At 36.5% G+C, this 24,955-nt stretch carries 26 protein-coding genes; all 26 read right to left on the reverse strand.

Going from position 1 to position 24,955, the window contains the following annotated elements:
- Positions 1-2 precede the first annotated feature (2 nt).
- The 26 genes from EV200_RS07775 to pckA all read right to left on the reverse strand — a co-directional run bounded on the left by EV200_RS07775 (position 3) and on the right by pckA (position 24,926).
- Positions 3-707, reverse strand: coding sequence for a 16S rRNA (uracil(1498)-N(3))-methyltransferase (locus tag EV200_RS07775; protein ID WP_132530868.1), 705 nt, complete (start codon positions 705-707; stop codon positions 3-5).
- Positions 708-716: 9 nt separating this feature from the next.
- Positions 717-2,072 (reverse strand): hemolysin family protein, encoded by a 1,356-nt coding sequence (locus EV200_RS07780; protein WP_165877910.1) that lies wholly within the window; start codon positions 2,070-2,072, stop codon positions 717-719.
- 71 nt (positions 2,073-2,143) lie between these two features.
- A complete protein-coding gene (locus tag EV200_RS07785; RefSeq protein ID WP_029282047.1) occupies positions 2,144-2,695 on the reverse strand; it encodes an inorganic diphosphatase in 552 nt (183 codons plus the stop codon).
- 8 nt (positions 2,696-2,703) lie between these two features.
- The gene (locus EV200_RS07790) at positions 2,704-3,354 is read right to left on the reverse strand and encodes a DedA family protein (RefSeq protein WP_132530872.1); all 651 of its coding nucleotides are present in this window, start codon (positions 3,352-3,354) and stop codon (positions 2,704-2,706) included.
- Positions 3,355-3,401: 47 nt separating this feature from the next.
- On the reverse strand, positions 3,402-4,775 hold the full coding sequence (locus EV200_RS07795) for an NADH-quinone oxidoreductase subunit N (RefSeq protein WP_132530874.1): 1,374 nt from the start codon (positions 4,773-4,775) through the stop codon (positions 3,402-3,404).
- Between the two features lie 3 nt (positions 4,776-4,778).
- Positions 4,779-6,260, reverse strand: a complete 1,482-nt coding sequence (locus EV200_RS07800) for a complex I subunit 4 family protein (RefSeq protein WP_132530876.1) — start codon at positions 6,258-6,260, stop codon at positions 4,779-4,781.
- Positions 6,261-6,280: 20 nt separating this feature from the next.
- On the reverse strand, positions 6,281-8,176 hold the full coding sequence (nuoL, locus tag EV200_RS07805; protein ID WP_132532164.1) for an NADH-quinone oxidoreductase subunit L: 1,896 nt from the start codon (positions 8,174-8,176) through the stop codon (positions 6,281-6,283).
- 19 nt (positions 8,177-8,195) lie between these two features.
- A complete protein-coding gene (gene nuoK, locus EV200_RS07810) occupies positions 8,196-8,525 on the reverse strand; it encodes an NADH-quinone oxidoreductase subunit NuoK (protein ID WP_132530878.1) in 330 nt (109 codons plus the stop codon).
- Positions 8,525-9,028, reverse strand: coding sequence for an NADH-quinone oxidoreductase subunit J family protein (locus EV200_RS07815; RefSeq protein ID WP_132530880.1), 504 nt, complete (start codon positions 9,026-9,028; stop codon positions 8,525-8,527). The genes nuoK and EV200_RS07815 overlap by 1 nt, the downstream gene beginning before the upstream one ends.
- A gap of 111 nt (positions 9,029-9,139) precedes the next feature.
- Positions 9,140-9,643, reverse strand: coding sequence for a NuoI/complex I 23 kDa subunit family protein (locus EV200_RS07820; RefSeq protein WP_029282034.1), 504 nt, complete (start codon positions 9,641-9,643; stop codon positions 9,140-9,142).
- 2 nt (positions 9,644-9,645) lie between these two features.
- Positions 9,646-10,683 carry an NADH-quinone oxidoreductase subunit NuoH gene (gene nuoH / locus EV200_RS07825; protein WP_132530882.1) on the reverse strand — a complete coding sequence of 346 codons (1,038 nt, stop codon included), beginning with the start codon at positions 10,681-10,683 and terminating at the stop codon, positions 9,646-9,648.
- Positions 10,683-11,693 (reverse strand): 2Fe-2S iron-sulfur cluster-binding protein, encoded by a 1,011-nt coding sequence (locus EV200_RS07830; protein ID WP_132530884.1) that lies wholly within the window; start codon positions 11,691-11,693, stop codon positions 10,683-10,685. The genes nuoH and EV200_RS07830 overlap by 1 nt, the downstream gene beginning before the upstream one ends.
- Before the next feature lie 69 nt (positions 11,694-11,762).
- A complete protein-coding gene (locus EV200_RS07835) occupies positions 11,763-12,305 on the reverse strand; it encodes an ORF6N domain-containing protein (protein WP_132530886.1) in 543 nt (180 codons plus the stop codon).
- A gap of 60 nt (positions 12,306-12,365) precedes the next feature.
- Positions 12,366-13,733 (reverse strand): NADH-quinone oxidoreductase subunit NuoF, encoded by a 1,368-nt coding sequence (gene nuoF, locus EV200_RS07840; RefSeq protein WP_132530888.1) that lies wholly within the window; start codon positions 13,731-13,733, stop codon positions 12,366-12,368.
- Between the two features lie 75 nt (positions 13,734-13,808).
- The gene (locus tag EV200_RS07845; RefSeq protein WP_132530890.1) at positions 13,809-14,324 is read right to left on the reverse strand and encodes an NADH-quinone oxidoreductase subunit NuoE family protein; all 516 of its coding nucleotides are present in this window, start codon (positions 14,322-14,324) and stop codon (positions 13,809-13,811) included.
- On the reverse strand, positions 14,317-15,531 hold the full coding sequence (locus tag EV200_RS07850) for an NADH-quinone oxidoreductase subunit D (protein ID WP_132530892.1): 1,215 nt from the start codon (positions 15,529-15,531) through the stop codon (positions 14,317-14,319). Before EV200_RS07850 ends, EV200_RS07845 begins: the two co-directional genes overlap by 8 nt.
- A 5-nt stretch (positions 15,532-15,536) precedes the next feature.
- Positions 15,537-16,037: an NADH-quinone oxidoreductase subunit C gene (locus EV200_RS07855; protein WP_132530894.1), complete on the reverse strand. Its 501-nt coding sequence runs from the start codon at positions 16,035-16,037 to the stop codon at positions 15,537-15,539.
- On the reverse strand, positions 16,037-16,579 hold the full coding sequence (locus EV200_RS07860; protein WP_025146324.1) for an NADH-quinone oxidoreductase subunit B: 543 nt from the start codon (positions 16,577-16,579) through the stop codon (positions 16,037-16,039). The genes EV200_RS07855 and EV200_RS07860 overlap by 1 nt, the downstream gene beginning before the upstream one ends.
- A gap of 186 nt (positions 16,580-16,765) precedes the next feature.
- Positions 16,766-17,137, reverse strand: coding sequence for an NADH-quinone oxidoreductase subunit A (locus tag EV200_RS07865; RefSeq protein ID WP_029282018.1), 372 nt, complete (start codon positions 17,135-17,137; stop codon positions 16,766-16,768).
- A gap of 83 nt (positions 17,138-17,220) precedes the next feature.
- On the reverse strand, positions 17,221-18,807 hold the full coding sequence (locus EV200_RS07870; RefSeq protein WP_229676804.1) for a tetratricopeptide repeat protein: 1,587 nt from the start codon (positions 18,805-18,807) through the stop codon (positions 17,221-17,223).
- A 203-nt stretch (positions 18,808-19,010) separates the two neighbouring features.
- A complete protein-coding gene (locus EV200_RS07875; protein WP_132530898.1) occupies positions 19,011-19,919 on the reverse strand; it encodes a PstS family phosphate ABC transporter substrate-binding protein in 909 nt (302 codons plus the stop codon).
- Positions 19,920-20,162: 243 nt separating this feature from the next.
- A complete protein-coding gene (locus EV200_RS07885) occupies positions 20,163-20,984 on the reverse strand; it encodes an energy transducer TonB (protein WP_132530902.1) in 822 nt (273 codons plus the stop codon).
- Positions 20,985-21,001: 17 nt separating this feature from the next.
- A complete protein-coding gene (locus EV200_RS07890) occupies positions 21,002-21,508 on the reverse strand; it encodes an ExbD/TolR family protein (protein ID WP_029282008.1) in 507 nt (168 codons plus the stop codon).
- Between the two features lie 3 nt (positions 21,509-21,511).
- Complete coding sequence (locus EV200_RS07895; protein ID WP_132530904.1) at positions 21,512-22,126, reverse strand: biopolymer transporter ExbD; 615 nt, start codon at positions 22,124-22,126, stop codon at positions 21,512-21,514.
- Positions 22,127-22,200: 74 nt separating this feature from the next.
- Entirely contained in the window at positions 22,201-23,031 is an 831-nt protein-coding gene (locus tag EV200_RS07900; protein ID WP_132530906.1) for a MotA/TolQ/ExbB proton channel family protein, read from the reverse strand.
- A 299-nt stretch (positions 23,032-23,330) separates the two neighbouring features.
- A complete protein-coding gene (gene pckA, locus EV200_RS07905; protein ID WP_132530908.1) occupies positions 23,331-24,926 on the reverse strand; it encodes a phosphoenolpyruvate carboxykinase (ATP) in 1,596 nt (531 codons plus the stop codon).
- Positions 24,927-24,955 lie beyond the last annotated feature (29 nt).

Consider the following 24,955-nt stretch of genomic DNA (forward strand, 5'->3'; position numbering starts at 1 on the left):
GATTATCGGTTAAGGTAATTGATTTCAAAACAAACAGCTAGCGCAGCAGTTTCAGTACGCAACCTGTTCTCTCCTAAAGTTAAGGGTTTATAGCCTTTATTCAAAGCTAAATCAACTTCTTCAGGAGTAAAATCACCTTCGGGACCAATAAGAACTAAATATTTTTCGTATGGCTTAACCAGATCTGAGATGTATCTTTTTTGTTGATTATCAATACAATGGGCTATTAATTGCTGGCCATCAAAGGGTTGTTTTAAAAAATCATCAAAAGAAATGGCTTCATTGAGTTTAGGATGATAAGCCTTGATTGATTGTTTTACAGCAGCTGTAATCACTTTATTCAACCGATCATCTTTCACTACACGCCTTTCAGAACGATCAGTGATAATAGGTGTGATTTCATCAATCCCGAGTTCAGTGGCTTTCTCTAAAAACCACTCCATCCGATCAATATTTTTTGTGGGTGCTACAGCAATATGAAGGTAATGATTCCTTTTATGAAATTCAGTCTCTACATTTAGAATGGATAGTGTGACCTTCTTAGGATGATCATCCGTAATTTCTGCTGTATAGAAACCGCCAACACCATCAACCAGATTAACTACCGTTCCTTTTGAAAGCCTAAGCACCCGAACACAATGTTTACTTTCTTCTTCGTTTAGGGTATAAGTATTTTGTGAAATATCTGGTGTGTAAAAAATATGCATGTGTTGAAATTAGTGATTATCAACCATATCTTCTTTATTGATGACCAATTCTAACTTTATTGTTTCAATATTTTGCTCAGTTTTCTTCAGAATGGTAAATAGGTAGCCATAAGATTCATTGCTTTCTCCTACCTCTGGAATACGTTCAAAAACATGAGATACTAAACCACCTATGGTATCAAAATCTTCATCCTCCGGTAAATCGTGGGGCAAATGTTCATTAACATCGTAAACCGTAGCAAAAGCATTAACAATAAACTCGTTATCAGAAACTTTTTCTACCAATGGTTTTTCCTCATCGTATTCATCCTGAATTTCTCCCACAAGCTCTTCTACAATATCCTCAAGCGTAACCATACCTGCTGTTCCGCCAAATTCATCCAAAACAATCGCAATCTGAATACGATTACTTTGAAGCTCGCTCATTAAATCATTAATCTTTTTCGTTTCTGTAACGAAATAAGGCTTACGAATAATGTCATTTAATGTCCAGTGTTGATTACCTGCAGCAACAAGAGGCAAAATATCTTTAGCGTGAATGATACCGACAATTTTATCCATAATATCATCGTAGACAGGCAAACGGGAATATCCTTCTTTAATAATCGTATCCACCACTTCTTCCTTTGGTGAAGTTAATTCAATACCCGAAATTTTTGTTCTGGGCACCATAATATTTTTAACTACACGTTCATTAAAATCAAATACGTTTTTTATTAATTCGTGTTCGTTATTATCTAGGGCACCACTTTCTTTACCTTGTTCGAGCAGATATTGTAATTCTTCAGAACTATGAAGTGATTCATGTCCGGCAGAGGTATCAATGCCAAAAGGTTTTAGAATTATGGCAGCTAAACTATTCAGTGTCCAAATAAATGGTCTGAAAACGACATAAAAAATTTGTAAAGGTACCGAGACAAATAATGTAGTAGCTACTGGCCGTTGAATGGCGAAAGATTTGGGCGCAAGTTCACCAAACACAATATGCATGATCGTGATTAACGAAAAGGCAACGATAGTAGATGTTGTATGGATTGTTGCATCACTTAAGCCCCAATGCAAACTATCAAAGAGGTTCTTAAAAATAGTATGCATAACGCCTTCACCTACCCAACCTAAGCCAAGTGATGCAAGCGTTATACCGAGTTGTGTGGCGGCCAAATAACCATCCAAATTGTGGATAATTGTTTTGGCCATTCTACCTACTCTGCTGCCTGTTTTTGCTTTTATTTCTATTTGTGAGGCGCGGACTTTAACAATAGCGAATTCTGCTGCAACGAAAAATCCATTCAATATTACTAGAAATAGTGCGAAAAATAACCGCCATCCAACTGATGCTGTATCAGCTTCCTCCAGGGCAACCATCGCCAAATCTGTTGATGGAAGGATTGCGCTTAGTTTAAAATTTAAAAACAAGCAAACCGTGGGTAAATCCATTAAGCTAATTCTCTAAATGTGGTATTATAAAGTTCCATGCTCTCTTTTATTACTTTATGAGCATAGCGAACACCTAATAAATGTTCAATAGTTACATTTTTATCTTCTAATGCTTTATAATCCTGAAAGAAACGAACAATTTCCTTCATTTGATGTGGAGGCAATTCATCTAAATCATTGATATAATTTACAGACATATCATGTGCAGCTACGGCGATAATTTTATCATCTTGCTCTCCATTGTCTACCATATGCATTACGCCAACAACTTTGGCCTCAATTAGTGTCATAGGATAAACATCAACAGAACAAAGCACCAAAATATCTAAAGGATCTTTATCATCACAATAAGTTTGTGGAATAAATCCATAATTAGCAGGATACATTACTGATGAAAAAAGAACTCTATCTAATTTAATTAAACCAGATTCTTTATCTATTTCGTATTTTGCTTTTGAGCCTTTTGGGATTTCAATAATTGCGTTTACAATTTCCGGTACGTTTTTACCTGGTGATACGCTATGCCAAGCGTGGGTTTCTTCTTTTGCCATTTTTAATTTTAATCTGTCTTATCTTCTTCAGAACTTGTTACTTTACTTTTTACAAATGTAATCAATAAAGGGATAGTTGTAATAATGATGAAGCCAATAATAATATATAATAAGTAATCGTTAATTTCTTTTTCAAACCTTTTCCCTAAGAAATACCCCATTAATGTAAGTGAGCAAATCCATAGTACTCCGCCAACTACATTGTAAAGTGCGAACCGCTTAAAGTCTAATCTTACTACACCAGCAAAAATCGGTGCAAAAGTTCTAACAATCGGAACAAACCTTCCCATTATTAAGGCAAAGGCACCTTGTTTGTTATAATAGCGCTCTGCTGCTTTAAGATATTTCTTTTTGAAGAAAAAACTGTCTTTTCTAGTGTACAGCACAGGACCCGTTTTTCTTCCGAACCAATAACCCGTAAAATTGCCTGAAATTGCAGCTACACATAACCCAGCTAAAAGCAATGCAATATTTACATCCAGCTTTCCTGTTGCTACAAACATTCCTGCTAAAAACAGTAAATAATCACCAGGGAGAAAGAAACCGAAGAATAAGCCGGTTTCTGCATAAATTACAAATATAACGAGATAGAAACCACCTTCCCTCAATAATTTCTCGGGATCAATCAGGTGATGCAGGTTATTCCAAAAATCGTGCATATTGAATTATTCGTAAAACTACAAATAATTATCTAACAACTGTATACCTATATTAGGTTTAAAATAATTGCAGGATAAATACCCAAAATAAGAGTAATCGCTACTGAAACCAATAAAACTAATTTATATTGAGTTGGAGTAACTAATTCTATATCTGCACCATCTTTAAACCAAACGGCTACAATAACCTTAAAATAATAATAAAAACCTACCAGAGCATTTAAAATCGCAAATGCGACCAACAGCATCTGATAATCGCCCATCACGTTCAGGAACATTAAATATTTACCGATAAAGCCACCAGTTAATGGAATACCAGCTAATGATAGCATGGCAACTGTAAGGGAAAGTGCTACTAACGGATTTTTCTTACCTAAGCCATTGAAACTTTCGAAGCTATCACTTCCTGTTTTTTGTTTCACCAGGATTAAAACTGCAAAGGCAATAATTGATGCAAACGTATAAGCTGCTGCATAAACCAAAACATTGTTTTCTGAATTTGCACTTAATACTATAAGAGAAAACAACAGATAGCCAGCATGGGAAATACTTGAATAGGCCAGCATCCTTTTAAAGTTCTTTTGGAACAATGCAGTAACATTTCCAATAAATAGGGTTAGGCAAACGATAACAATTAACGGCTGTACCCAGAATTCATGAAGTGGCCCAAACGCACCGGCAAACAATCTTAAGAACGCTGCAAAGCCAGCGGTTTTAACTACGGTACTCATAAAAGTCGTAATTAATGTTGGTGAACCTTCATAAACATCAGGTGTCCAGAAATGGAAAGGTGCAGCACCAACTTTAAAGCATAAGCCAATCATCATTAAAATTACTCCTGGATAAAATATCGGCGAGATTGCTTTACTATTGTCAACCAGATATGCCTGAATTTTATCTAAGTCAAATGAACCTGTAGCACCATAAATTAAAGTAATCCCAAATAATAAGAAACCTGTGGAAAAGGCACCCATCAGGAAATATTTCAATGAAGCTTCGTTTGACGCGAAATCCCTTTTACGTATTCCCGCAAGGATATATAAACTCACAGACATGATCTCTAACCCCACAAATAACATCGCCATGTTTTTATACGATACCATCATAATCATTCCCGCCAGGGCGAAAAGAATTAGGGTAAAATATTCAGCTACGTTATCGCTCTTAGCGTGAAAATAATTTTGAGTTAATAAAAAAATTAAAAGCGTTCCAACAATACAAATACCAGAAAATGCAAGGGCAAAATTATCTGTTTGCATCATACCGAAATGAATAGCATTGCTATTCCATGCGCCGATAGTAAATCCTAATGCGGTAAGCAAGCCAACAACAGTAAGCGGCAGTAATGCTTTCTTTGCTTTAAACAAACCTGCGTAAAGTACAATAAAAGCTGTTATACTAATGGTTATGATAATATTCATTGCTTATTTTACTGATGTTAATTTTTGATTTACCTGTTCTAATAAATGTTGTACAGATGCCTCTGTTAAGTGCAATAATGGTTTTGGATAAACACCAAAAATAATGATCAAAGCACAAATAATGTAAAGGACTAATTTTTCAGTTCCTTGAATATCTGTGAAAGTGATGGTTAGTTCATTGGTTTTACCTAGCATAACATTTTGATACATCCGCAACATATAAACTGCTCCGAAGATGATCGTTAATCCTGCAATAGCAGCTGCCCAGATACTGTAGTTATAAACGCCCATTAATAACAAGAATTCACCAATGAAACCATTTGTACCCGGTAAGGCTACTGTTCCTAAAACGATAATTAGAAAAGTGATAGCCAGTTGAGGGGCTAACTTAGCGATACCGCCCAATTCTTCAATTTTATTGGTTTTAACTCTTGAGAAAATGATATCCAGTACGAAAAATAAACCTACTACATTAATACCATGACTTAACATTTGAACCATAGCACCTTGCATACCTTGTACTCCATTATTTCCCAGATTAAAGGATGCGAATATCCCAGCAGCAATCAATCCAACGTGTGCAATAGAAGAATAAGCAACAAGTCGTTTAGCATCTTTCTGAGTAAAAGCAATAAGTGAAGCGTAAACAATTCCAATAATAGAAAGTATCATCGCTAAACTAGACCAATCATGAACTCCTGTCGGTACAATTGGCAATAGCCATCTGATTACGCCATAAATACCCATTTTGAGCATAATGCCTGATAATAGCATTGTTCCTTGTGTAGGCGCTGCAGTATAGGTATCAGGTTGCCAGGTATGGAAAGGAAATATTGGCATCTTAATCGCAAAGGCAATAAAGAAAGCCCAAAAAATCCACCCCTGTTGTGCGCTATCTAAATTTAAAGCGTAAAATGCCTGGATATCAAAGTTATGTGCGGGATTTTGTAAATAAAGGTAAATGATCCCCATTAACATAAACAATGAACCTCCTATGGTATACACAAAGAATTTCATGTTGATGCGAATTCGATCTTTTCCACCCCAAAATGCACAAATAAAATAAATTGGAATCAATGCTGCTTCCCAACCAATATAAAACAGAAAAGCATCCATGGCTGTAAACACCAATAGCAAACCAGTTTGCATGAATAAAATCAATGCATAAAAAGCAGCAAGATTTTTATAGTCATGTTTGTAGCTTGATAAAATGATAATTGGTATTAACAAGTTAGTCAGCAATACCACCAACATGCTGATTCCATCAATACCTGCATGGAAGCGAATACCCAAATCAGCAATCCAAGGTAGGTTTGCTTCAAATTGTGTGCTCGCATTCGGAATGAAATTACAGGCGATAAACAAAGCCAGGACTAAGGAAGCAACCGAAATTATGGTTGAGACCATTTTAGCCGACTTACCTGCAAAAGCGGTGATGATAGCACCTGCAAGCGGAAGAAATATAAGTAATAAAAGTTGTTCCATTATTTAATTTTGAACCCTTTTTAGATGTAATAAAATGTATATGCAAGCAATGCGATGATACCGAATACCATCATAAATATATAGAAACCTACGTTTCCACTTTGTAATAAACGAATACCTTTACTGGCTTCGGATGTGCTCCATCCTAGTCCGTTCACGATACCATCAATAAATTTCGTATCAATAATTCTGTAAAAGAATTTTGATAATGCATCTAATGGTTTGGTAATGATGAAATCATAGATCTCATCCAGATAAAATTTGCGGTAAGATAATTTTGCTAATGCAGAACGAGGTGCTTCATCAGCTACAGGAACACGAGCACCTTTAACATACCTGGTGTAAGCATAAAGCAAAGCAAAAATTGCAGCAACAACCGAAACGCCCATCAAGGTGTATTCAGTAGAATGGCTTAAATCCAATTCATGTTGTGCAACGCCAGCACCTGATAACCAATGTGCCAACCATTCATTTCCACCAAAAATATGAGGAATGTTAATAGCACCTCCAATCGCTGCCAAAACAGCTAAAATAATTAATGGAATAGTCATCGCTTTAGGTGATTCATGAACGTGACTTTCTTCATGGTGTGTTCCTCTATATTTTCCTGAGAAAGTAAGGAACATCATTCTGAACATATAAAATGCAGTTAAAAATGCAGTTAATACACCAACTCCCCAAAGTACCGGACTATATTGGAAAGCATGTGCTAAAATTTCATCTTTTGAAAAGAAACCCGAAAATGGTGGTAAACCTGCAATAGCGATGGTACCAATCATCATGGTTAAGAATGTAACAGGAAGTTTCTTTCTTAAGCCACCCATATGGCGCATATCTTGTTCGTGGTGCATGGCGTGGATTACGGAACCTGCCCCTAAGAATAATAACGCTTTAAAGAATGCATGGGTTAACACATGGAAGAATGAACCTGTATAAGCACCAACACCTAAACCTAAAAACATGTATCCCAATTGAGATACAGTAGAATAAGCCAGAACCTTTTTAATATCTGTTTGTGTTAAGGCAATAATAGCAGCCACTAAAGCTGTTGCTGCACCAATAATGGCAATAATGTGCTGCGTAAATGGAGCTAGATCAAATAATACGCTTGAACGGGCAATCATGTAGATACCAGCTGTAACCATTGTAGCCGCATGGATTAATGCAGATACAGGCGTTGGTCCGGCCATCGCATCTGGTAACCAGGTAAATAATGGCAATTGTGCCGATTTACCACAAGCGCCGATAAATAATAAAATGGTAATTAAAACCAAAGTATTGTTTCCAGGTAACATGTTTGCAGCCTGAGGGAAGATTTTCGAGAACTCCACACTTCCAAAAAAGTTAAACATTAAGAATACACCTAATAAGAAGCCCAAATCGCCAATACGATTCATTACAAAAGCTTTCTTGGCTGCCGATGCATAAGCGCTATTAGTATACCAGAAACCGATCAACAAGTAGGAACATAAACCTACGCCCTCCCAGCCAATAAACATCACGATATAGTTTGAACCCAAGACTAAGAGTAGCATGAAGAACACAAACAAGTTCAGGTACGAGAAGAATTTACCAAATTCTTCATCATCGTGCATGTAGCTGGTAGAATATAAATGGATCAAGAAACCTATTCCAGTAATGATCAAAAGCATGATTGAACTTAATGGATCAACCAGGAATGATAAGGGAATGTGTAATGTTCCGGCGCTAATCCAATCGAATAAAAATACTTCGTGAGATTTTTGTGTGTCGCCTTGTAAACTAAAGAAAATAACTACGCTGATTAAGAAAGAAGCCAAAATTACGCCACTTCCGATAATACCTACAAGCCCTTTAGATAAAGATTTTCTGCCCAGCCCGTTGATTACAAACCCTAAAAAAGGAAGTAAAGGAACCAACCAAATCAATTGTTCTATTGTCATTCTTACTATATATTTACCACTTAAGGCGATTTAAAATATTAATATCTATAGATTTCGTATTTCTGTAAACCATTACGATAATCGCTAAACCCACTGCAACTTCTGCAGCGGCAAGTGCCATAATAAAGAATACGAAAACCTGCCCTGATGGGTCGTTGCTATGTACCGAGAAAGCGGTTAAAAGCAAATTTACTGCGTTTAACATCAACTCAACCGACATAAAGATTACGATTGCATTTCTACGGGTTAACACGCCAATTACACCAATTGTGAAAATAATTGCACATAAATAGATGTAATGATTGAGTGGAACGCCAGCCATTTGTGTAGTTAAATTTTCCATTATATTTCTACCTCATCTCTTTTAGATAATAAAACTGCTCCAACCATTGCTGCTAATAGTAACAGAGATGATAATTCGAATGGCAATAAGAATGGCCCAAAAAGTTCTTTACCTAAGTTCTCTACTAAACCTAATCCCGGATTTTTTAAAATTAAAGGACTTGTAATGGTCGCGGCTTTGAAAGAACCAACTAAGGTTACAACCAAGCAACAACCTGCAATTACGCCTACAATTTTAATCAAGGGTGATTTTGATGGCTCTGTTTCATTATTCAGGTTGAGGAGCATCAATACGAAGAGGAATAATACCATGATTGCACCCATATAAACAATAAAGTTTACAACGGCCAAAAACTGAGCATTTAACAATACATAATGTACCGTAAATGTGAAAAAGGTAAGAATTAAGTACAATACACTATGGATTGGATTTTTTGCAAAAATCACCATCAGCGAAAAGATGATACTTAATGTGGCTACGAAATAGAATACTTGTGTACTCATTAATTTGTTATTTTATACTCCTCGTCATTGCGAGGCACGAAGCAATCTTATTAGTTTTACGTCTATCGCATTAGGATTGCTTCGTTCCTCGCAATGACGGACTGGGTTTAATTATTTTTTCATTTCTAACGGAGCCTCGACCAACTTATCTTTTCCGTAAATAAAATCCTTACGTAAATAATCAGCAGGTACAATTGGTCCATCTAAATAAATGGCCTCTTTAGGGCAAGCCTCTTCACATAATCCACAGAAAATGCAACGTAACATATTGATTTCGTAAGTGGCGGCATATTTTTCTTCACGATATAAATGTTTTTCATCTGTTTTACGCTCTGCCGCAATCATTGTAATTGCTTCAGCCGGACAAGATAATGCACATAAACCACAAGCAGTACAACGCTCTTTTCCGTTTTCATCACGTTTAAGGGAATGCATTCCTCTGAAGTTTGCAGAAAATTCACGTTCAACTTCCGGATATCTTACTGTTGCTTCTTTTTTGAACAAGTGGCTGATGGTAATGCCCATTCCTTTTGCAATAGCTGGAAGGTACATTCTTTCCATAAAGCTCAACGGCTTTTGTTCCAGTACTTTTTTCTTGTTACTTAATGATTCCATAATTAAAACTTCTCTATAATCGCAATCACAACTCCAGTTATTATAATATTGGCAATGGCCAAAGGTATTAAACCTTTCCAACCTAAATTCATCAATTGATCATAACGGAAACGAGGAATTGTCCAACGCACCCACATGAAGAAAAAGATAAAGAATACTATTTTTATAAAGAAAACACCCACACCAAAAAGTGGTGCCCATGTTGGCCCTAGCAAAGTAGCCATATAATCCATCCCAGGATAGTTATATCCACCGAAGTATAATGTTGCCATTACAGCTGATGAAACAAACATGTTGATGTATTCAGCGAAAAGGTAAAAACCCAATTTCATCGAAGAATACTCTGTATGGTAACCGCCAATTAATTCGGTTTCACATTCAGGTAAATCAAATGGTGCACGGTTAGTCTCTGCAAAAGAACAGATCATAAAGATTAAAAATCCGAGTGGCTGATACCAAACATTCCAATTAAGGCCATGTTGCTGTTCAACAATCGTTTTTAAACTTAGGGTATTGGTCATTAAAAGCAAAGCGATGATGGACAAGCCCATCGCAATTTCATAACTGATGTTTTGAGAAGCTGCACGAATAGCACTTAATAATGAATACTTATTATTTGATGCCCAACCACCAATCATTACCCCATAAACACCTAAAGAAACTACACCAAAGATGTATAAAACCCCAACATTAATATCGGCCACCTGAAGAGGAACAATTTTGCCTCCAATTTCCATGGGGCTTCCCCAGGGAATAACTGCAGTACCAATACAAGCACAAAGTAGTGCCAAACCGGGACCAATAATAAATAACCATTTGTTTGATGTAGTAGGAATAATCTCCTCCTTCATAAACATTTTTACACCATCGGCTAAAGGTTGCAATATCCCAAAAGGACCAGCTCTATCCGGGCCTAAACGATCTTGAAGATAAGCAGCAACCTTACGTTCTGCATATGTAGAATACATGGCAATTACCAAACTAATACCGAAAATAACCGCTACCAGAATAAATTTTTCAATGATAAAACCTGTATCCATTAGTATTTTACTGTTTTATGTAACTCAATTTCATTTGCTGCCTGTAAAGCCGCATTCGGCTTAATGACAGGAATTGGCTTTAATGTTTCGTAGTGGTTAGATGCAATTACAGAGGTATCATCGATATGTGTTGGATGTTCAATTGTCCAGTCTGAAGTTGCTTTTTTATCAAAACGACAAGTGTTGCAGATAAATTCTTCTACTTCACCGAACTGATCTTTACGGGCCGTAACACGTAAAACATCTTCACCTTTATACCAAAGTGTTACTTTGCCATTGCATTTTTCATGGTCGCAGTTGCGATGCGCATCAACCGGCTTGGTAAACCATACACGGTTTTTGAAACGGAATGTTCTATCCGTCAAAGCACCAACCGGGCAAACATCAATTACGTTACCTGAGAAGTCATTATCAACGGCTTGTTGGATATAAGTCGAAATTTCTGAATGGTCTCCTCGGTTTAAGATCCCATGAACACGTTTGTTTGTAATTTGATCTGCAGTGAAAACACAACGGTAACACAGAATACAACGATTCATGTGCAACTGAATTTTATCGCCAATATCGATACGCTCAAAAGTACGACGCTCAAACTCATAACGTGTTTTCTGCAATCCGTGCTCGTAGCCTAAATTTTGTAAATCACACTCACCTGCCTGATCACAAACCGGGCAATCTAACGGATGGTTAATTAATAAAATTTCTACCACACCTGCACGTGCTTCTAAAACTTCAGGAGAAGTAATGTTTAACACTTCCATGCCATCCATTACTGTGGTACGGCAAGATGCAACCAGTTTTGGCATTGGGCGTGGATCCTTTTCCGAACCCTTTGTTACCTTAACAATACAGGTACGGCATTTACCACCACTGCCTTCTAACTTAGAATAATAGCACATGGCTGGCGGAACGATATCACCACCTATTTGCCTTGCAGCATTCAGGATAGTGGTTCCGTTATCAACCTCTACTGTTATTCCATCTATCGTAACCTTAACTTTTTCACTCATGGTTAATGATATTCTTTTATTTTTTATGCTTATACCACCATTACGAGGCACCAAGCAATCTTTTATAATTTATTTTTTCTCTTCCGAGATTTTGTAACCAATTTCTTTTCTTGGTTGCGCTTTCTGTTCTAGTAGCTCATCAAAATACCTGAATATGACTTCAATATTTTTATCCTGATTATCTACCTTCTTCTTTATTTTTTCTACTTCGAGTCTTATTTCCGTATTACTTAAAACCATTGTTCTAAGCTGTACAAATACATCAATAATTTTAATACTCACTTCTATCGCCTGTTTACTTTTTAAAACATTTGATAGTTGCAAAATACCATGTTCGCTAAATGCAAACGGAGGGTATTTTGAGTGTTGTCCATGTCTTAAGGTCGCAAATTGCGACCTTAAGACATCGTTTTCTTCTTTTGTTAATTCAAACATAAAATGTTCAGGGAACCGTTCTATGTTTCTTCTAACCTGTTCTTTTAGTCGTTTAGTCTCAACACCAAAGAGCTCTGCTAAATCAGAATCTAACATCACCTTTACTCCTCTAAAAAGATATATTTTATTAATTATTACTTCGTTGGGGATGATAGCTGGTGATATTTCTTCTTTCATTTACATATACTTCATTGTTAAGTTAAATTTTCTAAGGTCACATTTTGCGACCTTAAGATTTTATTTCTCTTCTGTTACAGGAGCTTTTTCTATCGGCACTGCATAATTTGCAATACCATAATTTTGACTCTGACTTTTAACAGGTTCTTTAATGTGCCATTCAAATTCATCTCTGAAATGACGGATTGCACTTGCCACAGGCCAGGCTGCTGCATCTCCTAATGGACAAATGGTATTCCCTTCAATTTTGCGTTGGATATCCCAAAGTAAATCCACATCACTCATTGTTCCATGGCCATGCTCAATTTTGTGTAATACTTTTTCCATCCACCCGGTACCTTCACGGCAAGGCGAACATTGTCCACAACTTTCATGATGATAAAAACGAGAGAAATTCCAGGTATTGCGAACAATACATTGGTCTTCATCAAAAGCAATGAAACCGCCAGACCCCATCATGGTTCCAGTAGCAAATCCACCTTCTGATAAAGATTCGTAACTCATTAAACGAGGCTCGCCGTTAGCATACTTTAATGTTAAGTTTGCTGGCAAAACTGGCACCGATGATCCACCAGCAACAGTTGCTTTCAAACGTTTTCCATTGGCAATGCCACCGCAATATTCATCAGAATAGATAAATTCTTCAACTGGTAAACCTAATTCAATTTCATATACTCCTGGTTTTACTAAATTTCCAGATGCTGAGATTAATTTTGTACCTGTACTTCTGCCGATACCAATTTTAGCATATTCATCACCACCATCATTAATAATGGGCACTACTGCAGCTATTGACTCTACATTATTCACTACGGTTGGACACCCATATAATCCAGCTATAGCAGGAAAAGGCGGTTTAATTCTCGGATTACCTCTTTTGCCTTCAAGTGATTCTAATAAAGCAGTTTCTTCACCACAAATGTAAGCACCACCACCTGGCTGAACGTATAATTCTAAATCGTATCCTGTTCCTAAAATATTTTTACCTAACCATCCGGCAGCTTTTGCTTCTGCAATGGCTTTCTCCAGAATACGGATCTGAGGCATCATCTCTCCACGAACGTAGATGTATGAAACCTTTGCACCCAAAGCAAAACTGGCTACAATCATGCCTTCAATTAAAGCATGAGGAATGTGAGTCATCAGATAACGGTCTTTGAAAGTGCCAGGCTCAGATTCGTCAGCATTACACACCAAATAACGTGCAACTCCTTCTGGTTTAGCCAAAAAGCTCCATTTCATTCCCGTTGGGAAACCCGCACCACCACGACCGCGTAAGCCTGACTTCTTAACTTCTTCAACAATCTCTTCAGGTGTTAAAGTTTTAAGGGCTTTTTCAACGGCACGGTACCCGCCTTTCTGGCGATAGACCTCAAGTGTATTGATGCCTGGTACGTTTATATGCTCAAGTAACAGTTTTCGAGACATTTTTATTAGTCTATAGTCTGTAGTCTGTGGTCCATAGCCTTGAGTCATAACGACTCCCGACTTAAGACTTTGGACTTAAGACTTATTTTTCAAATCTTCTATCAATTTATCTACACTCTCAGTAGTTAAGTTTTCGTAGAAAGTATATTCCGGGCTAATTTGCAACACCGGACCAAATCCACAGGCAGCTAAACACTCAACTCCTCTGAAGCTGAATAAACCATCTGCAGTAACTTCACCTTCTTTAACACCTAGCTTTGCTTCCAGGTGATCTAATATTTTTTCTGCACCCACCAGGCAACAAGGCCCTGTACGACAAACCTCTAAAGCATATTTACCTTGTGGTTTTAAGAAGTACATGGTATAAAATGTAGCTACCTCATATACTTCAATAGGTTGAATGTTCAGGTAAGCAGCAACCTGATCCATTGCAGATGTAGGTACCCAAAGAAATTCTGCCTGTACCAAATGTAATAATGGCAACAAAGCTGATTTTTGTTTCCCTTCAGGATAACGACTTTTAACTTCATCAAATTTGGCAAGCAATTCTGATGATAATTGTACAGGTGTTTGTTCTTCTACTTTAAGCATCTAATTCTCCTGCAATAATATTCATACTACTCATGTTGATAATGGCATCAGACAATAACATGCCTTCGCTCATTGGTGCAAACATCTGGTAATTTATAAAACTAGGTCTGCGAAAGTGTAAACGGTATGGCGTACGACCACCATCATTAATCAGATAGAAACCCAATTCTCCGTTCCCACCTTCTACAGCGTGATAAACTTCTGCTTTTGGAGCATCAATTTCACCCATCACAATTTTAAAGTGATAGATCAATGCTTCCATATTGTTATAAACTTCTTGTTTTGGAGGAAGATAGAAATCAGGAACATCAGCATGAAAAATACCTTTAGGTTCTGTTTTCAACTTCAAAATTGCCTGCTCAATAATGCGCAAACTCTGCCACATCTCTTCGTTACGAACTAAATATCTGTCGTAAATATCACCACTGGTTCCTACTGGAACTTCAAAATCAAAATCTTGATATGATGAATAAGGGTCGCTTACCCGAACATCATAATCTACACCTGTCGCACGCAAAAGTGGACCAGTCCAGCTATATTCTAAGGCAGCCTCTTTAGTAACTTCAGCAACACCAGCTGTTCTATCAATAAAAATACGATTACGGGTTAAAAGGTTTTCGAACTCTTTTAAAGCTACTGGAAACTCTTTTAAAAATTTATTGATTTTGGTAAAAGCAATTTCATTAAAATCTCTTTCAAAGCCACCAATACGACCAATGTTAGTGGTTAAACGAGCGCCACAAACCTCTTCGAAGATCTCGTAAATATGCTCACGGAATTGAAACAGGTAAAGGAATGTTGTAGTTGCCCCGGTATCCTGACCAATAATCGTATTACAGATAATGTGATCGGCAATACGTGAAAGCTCCATGATGATTACGCGAAGATAATCTACACGTTTTGGCATTTGGATATTCAGCAACTTCTCAACCGTCATGTGCCAGCCCATATTATTGATAGGCGAAGAACAATAGTTTAAACGATCAGTAAGTGGTGTGATTTGATAAAACGGCCGATGCTCGGCAATCTTTTCGAAAGCACGATGGATGTACCCAATTGTAGAAACGCCGCTCACAATCCGTTCGCCATCTAATTGCAAAACGTTTTGAAAAACGCCATGGGTTGCAGGATGCGTTGGGCCTAAATTTAAGGTTACCAGCTCACTTTGCGGGTCGTTATCTGTATATACCGGATGGTTATGATTCATATAAATTACCTTCCAAAAAATTCGTCTTTTTTATCAACTCTGTTCGGATCTTCTAACGGATATTGTTTCAACATGGGGTGAACACCTAAATCGTCCATATTTAAAATCCGGCGTAAATCAGGGTGACCTTCAAATTTAACCCCGAACAAATCATACGTTTCACGCTCCATCCAATTCGCACCTTTCCAAATTGTTGTTGCGGTAGGAATAGTTGGATTTTGCTCAGAAATGAAAACCTTAATTCTGATCCTTACTTTCTCTACCATATTGTTTAGATGGTAAACTACCGCAATGCCATGATCTTTACCAGGATAATGAACAGCAGTAATATCAGTAAGGAAATTGAACTTTAATTCTTCTTTAAGATAGGAAAGCACATTAATAATCACATCTTTATAAGTTACAATAGTTAAAAAGCCATATGGCTCAGAAACAGCAGTAACTTTTTCGCCGAACTTTTCAGTCAGCTTAACATGAACATCGTTATTTAGTGTCGTTTCTTCCATTATTTAATGCCGTATTGACCTAAAAGTTCTTTATAATAATCAGAGTTTCTTCTTCTGCCTGATTCGTTTCTTACCAAATCCTGAATACGTTGAAAACCATCTAAAATGGCTTCTGGTCTTGGCGGGCAGCCTGGCACATAAACATCTACCGGGATCACTTCATCAATGCCTTGCAAAACAGAATAAGTATCGAAAATACCACCACTACTTGCACAGGCACCAACAGCCATTACCCAACGTGGCTCTGCCATTTGGATATAAACTTGTTTTAATACAGGAGCCATTTTTTTCGCAATAGTTCCCATTACCATTAAAACATCTGCCTGGCGAGGAGAAAAGCTTAAGCGCTCTGCACCAAAACGACCTAAATCATAGTGAGAACCCATGGTAGCCATAAACTCAATTCCACAACAAGATGTGGCAAAAGGTAACGGCCACAATGAATTAGAACGAGCTAAACCAATCACTTTATCTAAAGAAGTGGCGAAATAGCCAGGTCCTTCGGTTCCTGGAGGTGCGTCTACTATATTAATTTCACTCATGTTTATAAACAAAAAATGCTCATCCTTTTGCAGAATGAGCAACAAATTTACAATATTTAAAAGGCAATTAAACAAGCTTAACTTGATTTAGAACCTTTCTAAATAATTAAAGAGAATACTAGATAGTGTAATTGATACACTTTTAGTTTTCAGTTAAAATTAGTGGATTAAGAACTGTCAATTGGATTAGTTCCAGTCTAAAACTTTTTTCTTTATTACATAAATAAAGCCTAAAAGTAATGTCCCCATAAAAATGAACATTTCGATCATTCCGTCCATTCGCAATGCTCTGAAATTTACAGCCCATGGATACATAAAGATCACTTCAATATCAAACAATACAAAGAGGATCGCTACAACGAAATATTTGATGGAAAATGGCTGACGGGCATTACCTACACTTTTCACGCCAGCTTCAAATACCTCAAGCTTATCACTGGTTTTACGTTTTGGGCCTAAAAAGTGTGTAGCAACCAAAGTGGTAACGACAAAACCTAAAGCAACAATTACTTGAAATATAATTGGTAAAAAATCTATTGAGGTACTTTGTGCTTGCATAATCTAATATTTTCTGACGCAAAAGTAAAAGAAAAAGGCAGAGTAACCAAACTCTGCCTTTTCTAAATTATTTAACTTTAAAATTATTTACCTTTTCCTTTAGCTGCAGGAGCTGATAATTCTTTCAATTTCGCTGCAGCAAATGTTCCTGTAGGATATACCGCTACACTTTTATCAAAATACTCTTTTGCTTTTGCTTTATCAGTATTGAAATAAAACCCTCCAAGGTTATCATAAGCTTCTGATAATTTTTTAGCATTAGGTGTTACTAATTCTGGTTTTTCAGTTACTTTTTTGATAAACATTTCAAAGTGAGGTACCATTAATCCTTTTGGCGCCTTTTCATCATCCATTAAACTATTAACCCTTGCACGGTATAAATATGCATCAGTTGTTTCTGGAGCAAGTTGAGCTACTTTTGCTATAGAAGAATCTGCTTTAACTAATAGATCTTTAGAAGGATTTTTCTTAGCTGAATATTGAGTAGCATAATCAAAATAGTAAGCTAATCCATCATAGAAATAGCTATATAACACGCCTTTTCCATTAGGATTTGCAGCAATCACTTTATCGTATATCTGAGCTGCTTTAGCATACTTTTTAGCATCGAAAAATGTTTTAGCAACTTCTGCTAAAGCTTCAACATTAGTTGAATCTTTTTCTACTGCCTTAGTGATGTTAATTAATGCTAAACTGTCTTGACCAGATTTTAATTGTGCTTTACCTAAGTACAAATAATCAAATCCTAAGATTTTATTTTGATCTTTTTCCTTAGCAAAGAATTCATTCATGCTGGTTAAGGCTGCTGGATAATTTTTATTTTCATAGGCAGCCCATCCTTTTAATCTTGATACAACAGCACTTTTAGGATCATTAGCTGGAGCCTGAATAGCTGAAGCAACTTGTTCTAAAGTAGCATAATCTTTTGCATAAAATAAGAATTGTGCATAACGTAATTGAGACTCTAAAGATTTGTCTGTCAAATCCATATATTTTTTATAGTTCTCAATTCCTTTTTTAGCTTTTTCCTGATCAGTACCAAAACTACTCCATTGTAAGTAAAGCTCACCTAATTCACGATATGCAGGACCATAGTTTGGATCCGCAGCAATTACATCTTGTAATTCTTTCTCTCCTTCTGGAAATGCTCTGGATTCCTTATACATTTTACCAATCTGAGTTTTAGCTCTACGATTATTTGGATCTACATCACCAACACGCATGTAAGGACCTAATGCCTCAGAATTTTTCTTTTGCAAAGCATAAGCATCACCTAAAGCTAAGAAAACCTCTGCATCTTTATCTTTCGAATCTAATTCATCAGCTTTGGTAATATTAGCTAGAGCATTGGTGAAATCTGGTTTAGACACATCATCACTAGGTTTATCTTGTGCTAAATAAGCTTTACCAATTTCCAGATAGGTTTTGTAATTTTTTTTATCTAATTCGATAGCCTTATCGAAGTTGGTTTTAGCAGAAGTTGGATTATTAGATAACATATCTGCTTCACCTAAACCAATCAGGTTTAAGTTGTTTTTAGCGTCAGCCGTTAAGCCTTTGGTAAATACAGCACGGGCTGAATCAATATAACCAGTTTTTAAATAAACTAAACCCAGATTATAATAATTATCACCGTTTGAGGCTTGTGAGCTCACCAATGATTTAAGCATTGATGTTGCTTTTTGATACTGTTCAGCGTCAATGGCTTTTTTCGCATCATTTAAATTTTGAGCAAAAACTGCAGAACCCATCAACACCAAACCTACATTTAAGGTTATTGCTTTCTTTAAAATTTTCATCGGATATTCTGTTTTTTTAATAAAAATGAAGTGTCTGTTGAGATAACTTCGTGGTTCAATTTATAATTTGTTATTTATTTTCCTTTTGTCAGGTTAATCTCTCTCGGCATTAACTTATGAGGACCAAGTCCAGATTTAAGTACAATTAATTGTCCTCTCTGACTTCTTAACCATGTTGCAAATCCTGTGCCTAAACCATCTCTACCCTCACAATCTATAATATTTACGTTTCTTAGAAAAGGATAGATTCCATTAATGAGATTATCTTGTGTTGGTTTGTAAAATTGATCGTCTCCTATTTTACCTTTCAGGTTTTTTACTCCTAGTGTTTTTATTTTAGATAGGTAATCTGCATATTTTGTATTTCTGTCAGAAACCCAATCTACCCCTAAAATACCAATAAAATTTTTGTCTTCGGCTATTAATTTAATTACTTCTGCACTTGATTTTTTTGAATAAACACCTTGAGCAGGAAATTGACTAATATTAGCCAATTGCTTAAAGTATTGAAAGGTGCTTGAATAAGTATTATCAAAGACCAATTTTTTAACCGAAGTTTTTCCTTTTCCTTGTAAAATATCAATAACTTCTTTAACGGTAATAGTACTGTCGATATTGTCTTTGTTCGTGATTAATGCAATACCATCTACAGCAAAACGTGTTGAATTAATTCTTATGCCTCGTTGCGTATAATATTTCTCTTCCGCTTTAGTTAGTAATCTTGGCATCACAATCACCCTCACACTGTCATTTAAAAAAGCAGGAATAATTTTCTCCTCCGGCTTAACCGTAATCTGAAATTTGGCATCCGGATAATCAAGACTAAAAATATCAATCTGCTCTTGAACGATTGGACTTACGCTTTCATCAACTAAGATTTTTAATACCCCACTTGTCCTCGTCTCCTTAATTTGAGGAGTCTTATCCTTTCTCTTGCAAGAAATGAAACCCAAGACTATAAATATTAAAAGTATATTTCTCATTACTGGATTTTAATCTCTTCTGCCAAGACTTAACAGTCTTACAAAAGCGTAAAAAATTAGGAAGACACCTATAGCAATTCGTCCCCATGCAGGAATGAAATTAAACCTCATTCCTAGTGGTGCCCAAAAGATAAAGGCAAGTCCCATTACTAAATATAAAACGAAGGTGACTAGGCCTAAAATGAGCAAAAACCGCTGTTTAGGCGATTTTTGCTTAAAAATATCAAAATTTAACATTTACTTTTAGTTCAATGTAAAGTTAACGTTGATGTTATACTTTACCCTTACTGGCTTACCATTTTGGATACCTGGGTTCCAACGTGGACTAGCTTTTAAAACACGGATAGCTTCTTCATCAGTTCCGCTACCCAAACCACGGGTAACTTGAATATCAGTTAATTTACCATCTTTTTCAACAACGAAAGATAAAAATACTTTACCCTGTACGTTATTTTCTTGTGCCATTGGTGGATATTTAATTGCTCCACCTAAGTATTTATAAAACTTAGCGATACCTCCTGGATATTCGGGTTGTTTCTCGATACTAACAAAGTCATAAACCTTATTATCATCAACAGCAACGGCAGCTTCTCTTTTTGGTCCTTCGCCTACTGGCTCAGCAATTACAATATCCGCAGTTGGATCACCTTTAATATCTCTTTGACCTGGATCTGCCTCTTTAAGTTTCTCAACTGTTGGTGGCTCCTCATCACGTACCTGCTCATCTGGCTTTACAATCGCAGGTGGCATTTTAACCTGATCCACTTTTGGTGGCGGTGGCTCTACTGGTGGTGGAGGTGGTGTTTTTGGATCAACTGGTGGCGGTGGCGCAATAACTACTTCCTGCGCTTTTTCTACCTGCTCAGTATCATTCATAGAACCTTTGATAAGGCCATAAATTTTGGGAGCGAAGAAAAGTGCAAGGAAAATTATTGAACCAATAATTAATGCCCGTGTGGTATTGGCCCCATTGGTTTTACGCAATTGGTAGGCTCCATAGCTTTTGTTCTTTTCAGCAAAAACTACTTCAATCCACTCCTTTCTTAATATATCTAACTTTGACATGATTACGGATTTAACAATTATAAAATACCCTTCTCCTTCATGAATGCTTTTTCATTATCAAGGATATTTTCATCATCAATCTGACGAACTTTAACCTTTAATATTTCTAATTCATCCATAATATCAACGAAGTTTTTGAAATTTGATCCGCTGGTTGGTTTAACCAATACAACGAAATCACCCTTCACTCCAGATGCATCTGCAACTTTTCTGTTATCGATAATCGCTTTTTCAACCTGTGATAAACTTTCTATAGTTGGAGCTGTTGCACCAGCCTCTCCCATATACCAGGCTACCTTATCGCTTTTACCCAATAAAATAGTCATGGTTTTAGAAGCTTTCAGTTCCAATCTGTTTTCCTTATTGTTATCATCCTTATCAGGCTTTACAATATCCATCGCTTGTGGCGTAGAGATTGATGTAGTTAAGATAAAGAATGTAACCAAAAGGAACATCAAATCTACCATCGGCGTCATATCGACTCTTGGCGTGGCTTTCTTCCCGCCTGTGTTTAATTCTGCCATTTCTTATTTTCTTCTAGCTTCTGCGTTGGTTACCAATAAAAATTTGTTAACTTTTTGCTTCTGCAATACATCCACGATCTTTTTAATTACAGGATATTCTTCTTTTGAATCTCCTTTGATACTTACACGCATCGGTTGCTGATTAACTTCAGCAGTTGCTTTACGCGCGAGTAAAACCCAGTTATTCAACTGATTATCAGTAGAATCCGTAGGAATACCTGTTTGAATGCCTGGCTTCATACGATCGCCGCCTGGCATGTTTATAAACTTTTTAAGGTCTGCAACTGGTACTCCAAAGGTTCCGATAACCGAAAACCTGTTCACTTCATCAGGTGTAAACTTGATATTGTACTGCTCTCCAATTAACTCTAAGGTTCTAGCCCTTACTTTTTGGCCAGCCACTTCAAAGAATACCTTACCTTGACCAATGGTTAATGTTGCATTGTTCTCAGCTGGTACCTTAAATTCATATGTTGATGAAGGCGTAGATACCGCTAATGGTTCTGGTTGCTTTGCCGTAGCAGTTAATATGAAGAACGTAAGTAACAGAGCAGCTACATCGCACATGGCAGTCATATCTGTTACCGTACTGGTTCTTTTAACTTTAATTCTAGGCATAATATTATTTACTTTTAATAATGATGATCTTTTTCCCGGTTTTCCATAAAGCCGGTAAAAATTATTTCAAAATATTATTTATGCGAACTAGCGTAAGTCTGAACGATGCTAAATCCTGCTTCGTCAATTGCGTATGTTAACTTGTCAATTTTTGATGTTAAAATGTTATACATGATGATCGCTAAAGTAGATACACCGATACCAGTCATGGTATTGATTAATGCCTCAGAGATACCCACCGCTAATGCTGATTGATCTGGAGCTCCAGAATTTGCTAAACCGGCGAAAGCACGGATCATACCTGTTACTGTACCTAATAAACCGATTAACGTACCAATTGATACCAAAGTAGCAATGATCGTTAAGTTTTGCTCTAACATAGGCATTTCTAAAGCAGTAGCTTCTTCAACCTCTTTTTGGATGGCAACAATTGATTGCTCCACATCTAAATTAGTGTCAGCCTCAACTTCGCTATATTTTTTTAAACCTGATTTAATCACGTTAGCAACAGAACCTTGTTGTTTGTCACACTCAGCTTTAGCAGCTTCGATGTTACCAGCATTTAATAGACCTTTTACTTTAATGATGAAAGTATCTAAACTAGATTTTCCACTTGCTTTACCAATTACGATTAAACGTTCAATAGAGAAAACGATTGTAGTTAATAATAATCCGATTAAGATTGCTACAATTGGACCACCTTTGTAAGCAGTACCTGGATAGTTGTTTGGTAATGGTAAATTTTCATTGTTGTTGTCGATAAAGTTAGCTGGATCTCCTAACACAAATCTCCAGATAATAAATCCAATTACGATACAAATAGGAATAACCAATGTTGCGAAAACATTTGATGCACTTGAAGAGCTCTCTTTTTTAACAGTTGTTGGTTTTGGTGCGTTTGCCATTTTTTTTTAATTTTTAGTTTTAGTTCTTGTTTTTAATTTTTAGCTGTTTTATCTTTTGTACTACACACAACGGATTTGACTTGATTTTGTTGCGAAAAACAAATTTATAAATTGATTTTAAATTACAAATTAATAAATCAATAAACAATTAAATCGTTACCTAAGATTTTTGTTTATTGCAAACATACTTGGTGTATAACAAAAGAATTGCCTCAGCCGGAGGCAATTCTTTCACAATAAAACCTAAAAAAAAACCTAATTGCAAATTTTTCGTTCAAAAAATGCATTTTAAAGCTCATTTAACACAATTTTAACGCTTCGTCGTGTACTTTTGACACTTTGGGTACCCTAAATTGCTCAAAATTTTGTTCAAGGGCATTTGCCAATTCATAAGCTTTTATAAAATATTCTTCCTGGTTACTCCATGTTTTTGAAGGATCCAATACTTCACTTGGTACGTTAAGGCAATGTAAAGGAATCATTAATTTAAAAACATGGTGCATTTTATAATTAGAATGATCCAAATTTCCATTGAGCGCAGCACTAATCATTGCCCTGGTATAACTCAATTTCATTCTTTTACCTACACCATAAGGTCCGCCGCTCCAACCTGTATTAACAAGCCAGACATTCACCTGGTGCTTTTTCATCTTTTCGCCCAGTAAACTGGCATATACTGAGGGGTGCAATGGCAGAAACGCTTTTCCAAAACATGCCGAGAAAGTAAGCTGAGGTTCTGTAATTCCTGTTTCGGTGCCGGCAACTTTAGCGGTGTAGCCACTCAAAAAGTGAAACATGGCTTGTTCAACATTAAGTTTTGAAATGGGTGGTAATACGCCAAATGCATCCGCAGTTAAAAAAAAGATGTTTTTAGGTATAGGTGCAACTGATGGTAGCATTGCATGATCTATAAATTCAATGGGGTAGGCTACTCTGGTATTTTCAGTTTTTTCAATATTACTATAGTCTACTTGTTGCGTGCCAGGTAAGAAATTAACATTCTCCAGCAATGCTCCAAATTTGATTGCCTTATAAATTTGTGGCTCCTTTTCTTCAGTTAAGTCTACACATTTGGCATAACAACCTCCCTCAAAGTTAAATACGGAAGCTTCTCCCCAGCCATGTTCATCATCTCCAATTAATCTTCTTTCAGGATCTGCAGATAATGTTGTTTTGCCTGTGCCTGATAAACCAAAAAAGATTGCAGTGTCTCCATCTTTACCAACATTGACTGAACAATGCATAGGTAGCACTTTTTTATAAACAGGTAATATAAAATTCAATACGGAGAAAATGCCTTTTTTAATTTCACCAGTATATCCTGTCCCACCTATCAGAATCATTTTCTTTGAAAAATTAATAACCGAAAAATTTTCCTGACGTATTCCATCAGTGAGCGGATATGCTAGAAATCTGGGCGCTGCAATAATGGTCCATTCCGGACGCTCTCCTAAACTATCGTGTTCAGGGCGAAGAAAAAGATTATGGGCAAAAAGATTTTGATAGGCCGTTTCTGTAATTATCCGAATTGAAATGGCATCATCAGGATTGGCGCAGGCTGTAGCATCACGAACATAAATTTTACGATTATGCAAATAGCTTGTTATTTTATCAAAAAGCTGATCGAAATGTGACGGACTAATTTTAATATTTACATCGCCCCACCATACGGTATCTTCCGTTAGACTGTCATTTACAATAAACCTGTCTTTTGGAGAACGTCCTGTAAATTTACCCGTATCTACAGCTAAGGCGCCTGATGATGCCAATTGACCTTCCTTATTCACTAAGGCCTCATCAATGAGTTCCATTGGGGATAACTGATACTTTACAGCAATATTTTTGCCGAGATTTAAATAGCCTAAATCTGGCATTTGCAGTTTCTTTTTGCTCATAAACAATAAGTTGGTTAGGGCAGCAAAGA

It is taken from the genome of Pedobacter psychrotolerans (assembly GCF_004340665.1).
Lineage (GTDB): Bacteria > Bacteroidota > Bacteroidia > Sphingobacteriales > Sphingobacteriaceae > Pedobacter > Pedobacter psychrotolerans.

Coding starts and splice junctions, on each gene's coding strand:
- EV200_RS07775 (WP_132530868.1), bottom strand. CDS start 707: ATGCATATTTTTTACACACCAGATATTTCACAAAATACTTATACCCTA.
- EV200_RS07780 (WP_165877910.1), bottom strand. CDS start 2,072: ATGGTTGCCCTGGAGGAAGCTGATACAGCATCAGTTGGATGGCGGTTA.
- EV200_RS07785 (WP_029282047.1), bottom strand. CDS start 2,695: ATGGCAAAAGAAGAAACCCACGCTTGGCATAGCGTATCACCAGGTAAA.
- EV200_RS07790 (WP_132530872.1), bottom strand. CDS start 3,354: ATGCACGATTTTTGGAATAACCTGCATCACCTGATTGATCCCGAGAAA.
- EV200_RS07795 (WP_132530874.1), bottom strand. CDS start 4,775: ATGAATATTATCATAACCATTAGTATAACAGCTTTTATTGTACTTTAC.
- EV200_RS07800 (WP_132530876.1), bottom strand. CDS start 6,260: ATGGAACAACTTTTATTACTTATATTTCTTCCGCTTGCAGGTGCTATC.
- nuoK (WP_132530878.1), bottom strand. CDS start 8,525: ATGGAAAATTTAACTACACAAATGGCTGGCGTTCCACTCAATCATTAC.
- EV200_RS07815 (WP_132530880.1), bottom strand. CDS start 9,028: ATGAGTACACAAGTATTCTATTTCGTAGCCACATTAAGTATCATCTTT.
- EV200_RS07820 (WP_029282034.1), bottom strand. CDS start 9,643: ATGGAATCATTAAGTAACAAGAAAAAAGTACTGGAACAAAAGCCGTTG.
- nuoH (WP_132530882.1), bottom strand. CDS start 10,683: ATGGATACAGGTTTTATCATTGAAAAATTTATTCTGGTAGCGGTTATT.
- EV200_RS07830 (WP_132530884.1), bottom strand. CDS start 11,693: ATGAGTGAAAAAGTTAAGGTTACGATAGATGGAATAACAGTAGAGGTT.
- EV200_RS07835 (WP_132530886.1), bottom strand. CDS start 12,305: ATGAAAGAAGAAATATCACCAGCTATCATCCCCAACGAAGTAATAATT.
- nuoF (WP_132530888.1), bottom strand. CDS start 13,733: ATGTCTCGAAAACTGTTACTTGAGCATATAAACGTACCAGGCATCAAT.
- EV200_RS07845 (WP_132530890.1), bottom strand. CDS start 14,324: ATGCTTAAAGTAGAAGAACAAACACCTGTACAATTATCATCAGAATTG.
- EV200_RS07850 (WP_132530892.1), bottom strand. CDS start 15,531: ATGAATCATAACCATCCGGTATATACAGATAACGACCCGCAAAGTGAG.
- EV200_RS07855 (WP_132530894.1), bottom strand. CDS start 16,037: ATGGAAGAAACGACACTAAATAACGATGTTCATGTTAAGCTGACTGAA.
- EV200_RS07860 (WP_025146324.1), bottom strand. CDS start 16,579: ATGAGTGAAATTAATATAGTAGACGCACCTCCAGGAACCGAAGGACCT.
- EV200_RS07865 (WP_029282018.1), bottom strand. CDS start 17,137: ATGCAAGCACAAAGTACCTCAATAGATTTTTTACCAATTATATTTCAA.
- EV200_RS07870 (WP_229676804.1), bottom strand. CDS start 18,807: ATGCTTAAATCATTGGTGAGCTCACAAGCCTCAAACGGTGATAATTAT.
- EV200_RS07875 (WP_132530898.1), bottom strand. CDS start 19,919: ATGAGAAATATACTTTTAATATTTATAGTCTTGGGTTTCATTTCTTGC.
- EV200_RS07885 (WP_132530902.1), bottom strand. CDS start 20,984: ATGTCAAAGTTAGATATATTAAGAAAGGAGTGGATTGAAGTAGTTTTT.
- EV200_RS07890 (WP_029282008.1), bottom strand. CDS start 21,508: ATGGCAGAATTAAACACAGGCGGGAAGAAAGCCACGCCAAGAGTCGAT.
- EV200_RS07895 (WP_132530904.1), bottom strand. CDS start 22,126: ATGCCTAGAATTAAAGTTAAAAGAACCAGTACGGTAACAGATATGACT.
- EV200_RS07900 (WP_132530906.1), bottom strand. CDS start 23,031: ATGGCAAACGCACCAAAACCAACAACTGTTAAAAAAGAGAGCTCTTCA.
- pckA (WP_132530908.1), bottom strand. CDS start 24,926: ATGAGCAAAAAGAAACTGCAAATGCCAGATTTAGGCTATTTAAATCTC.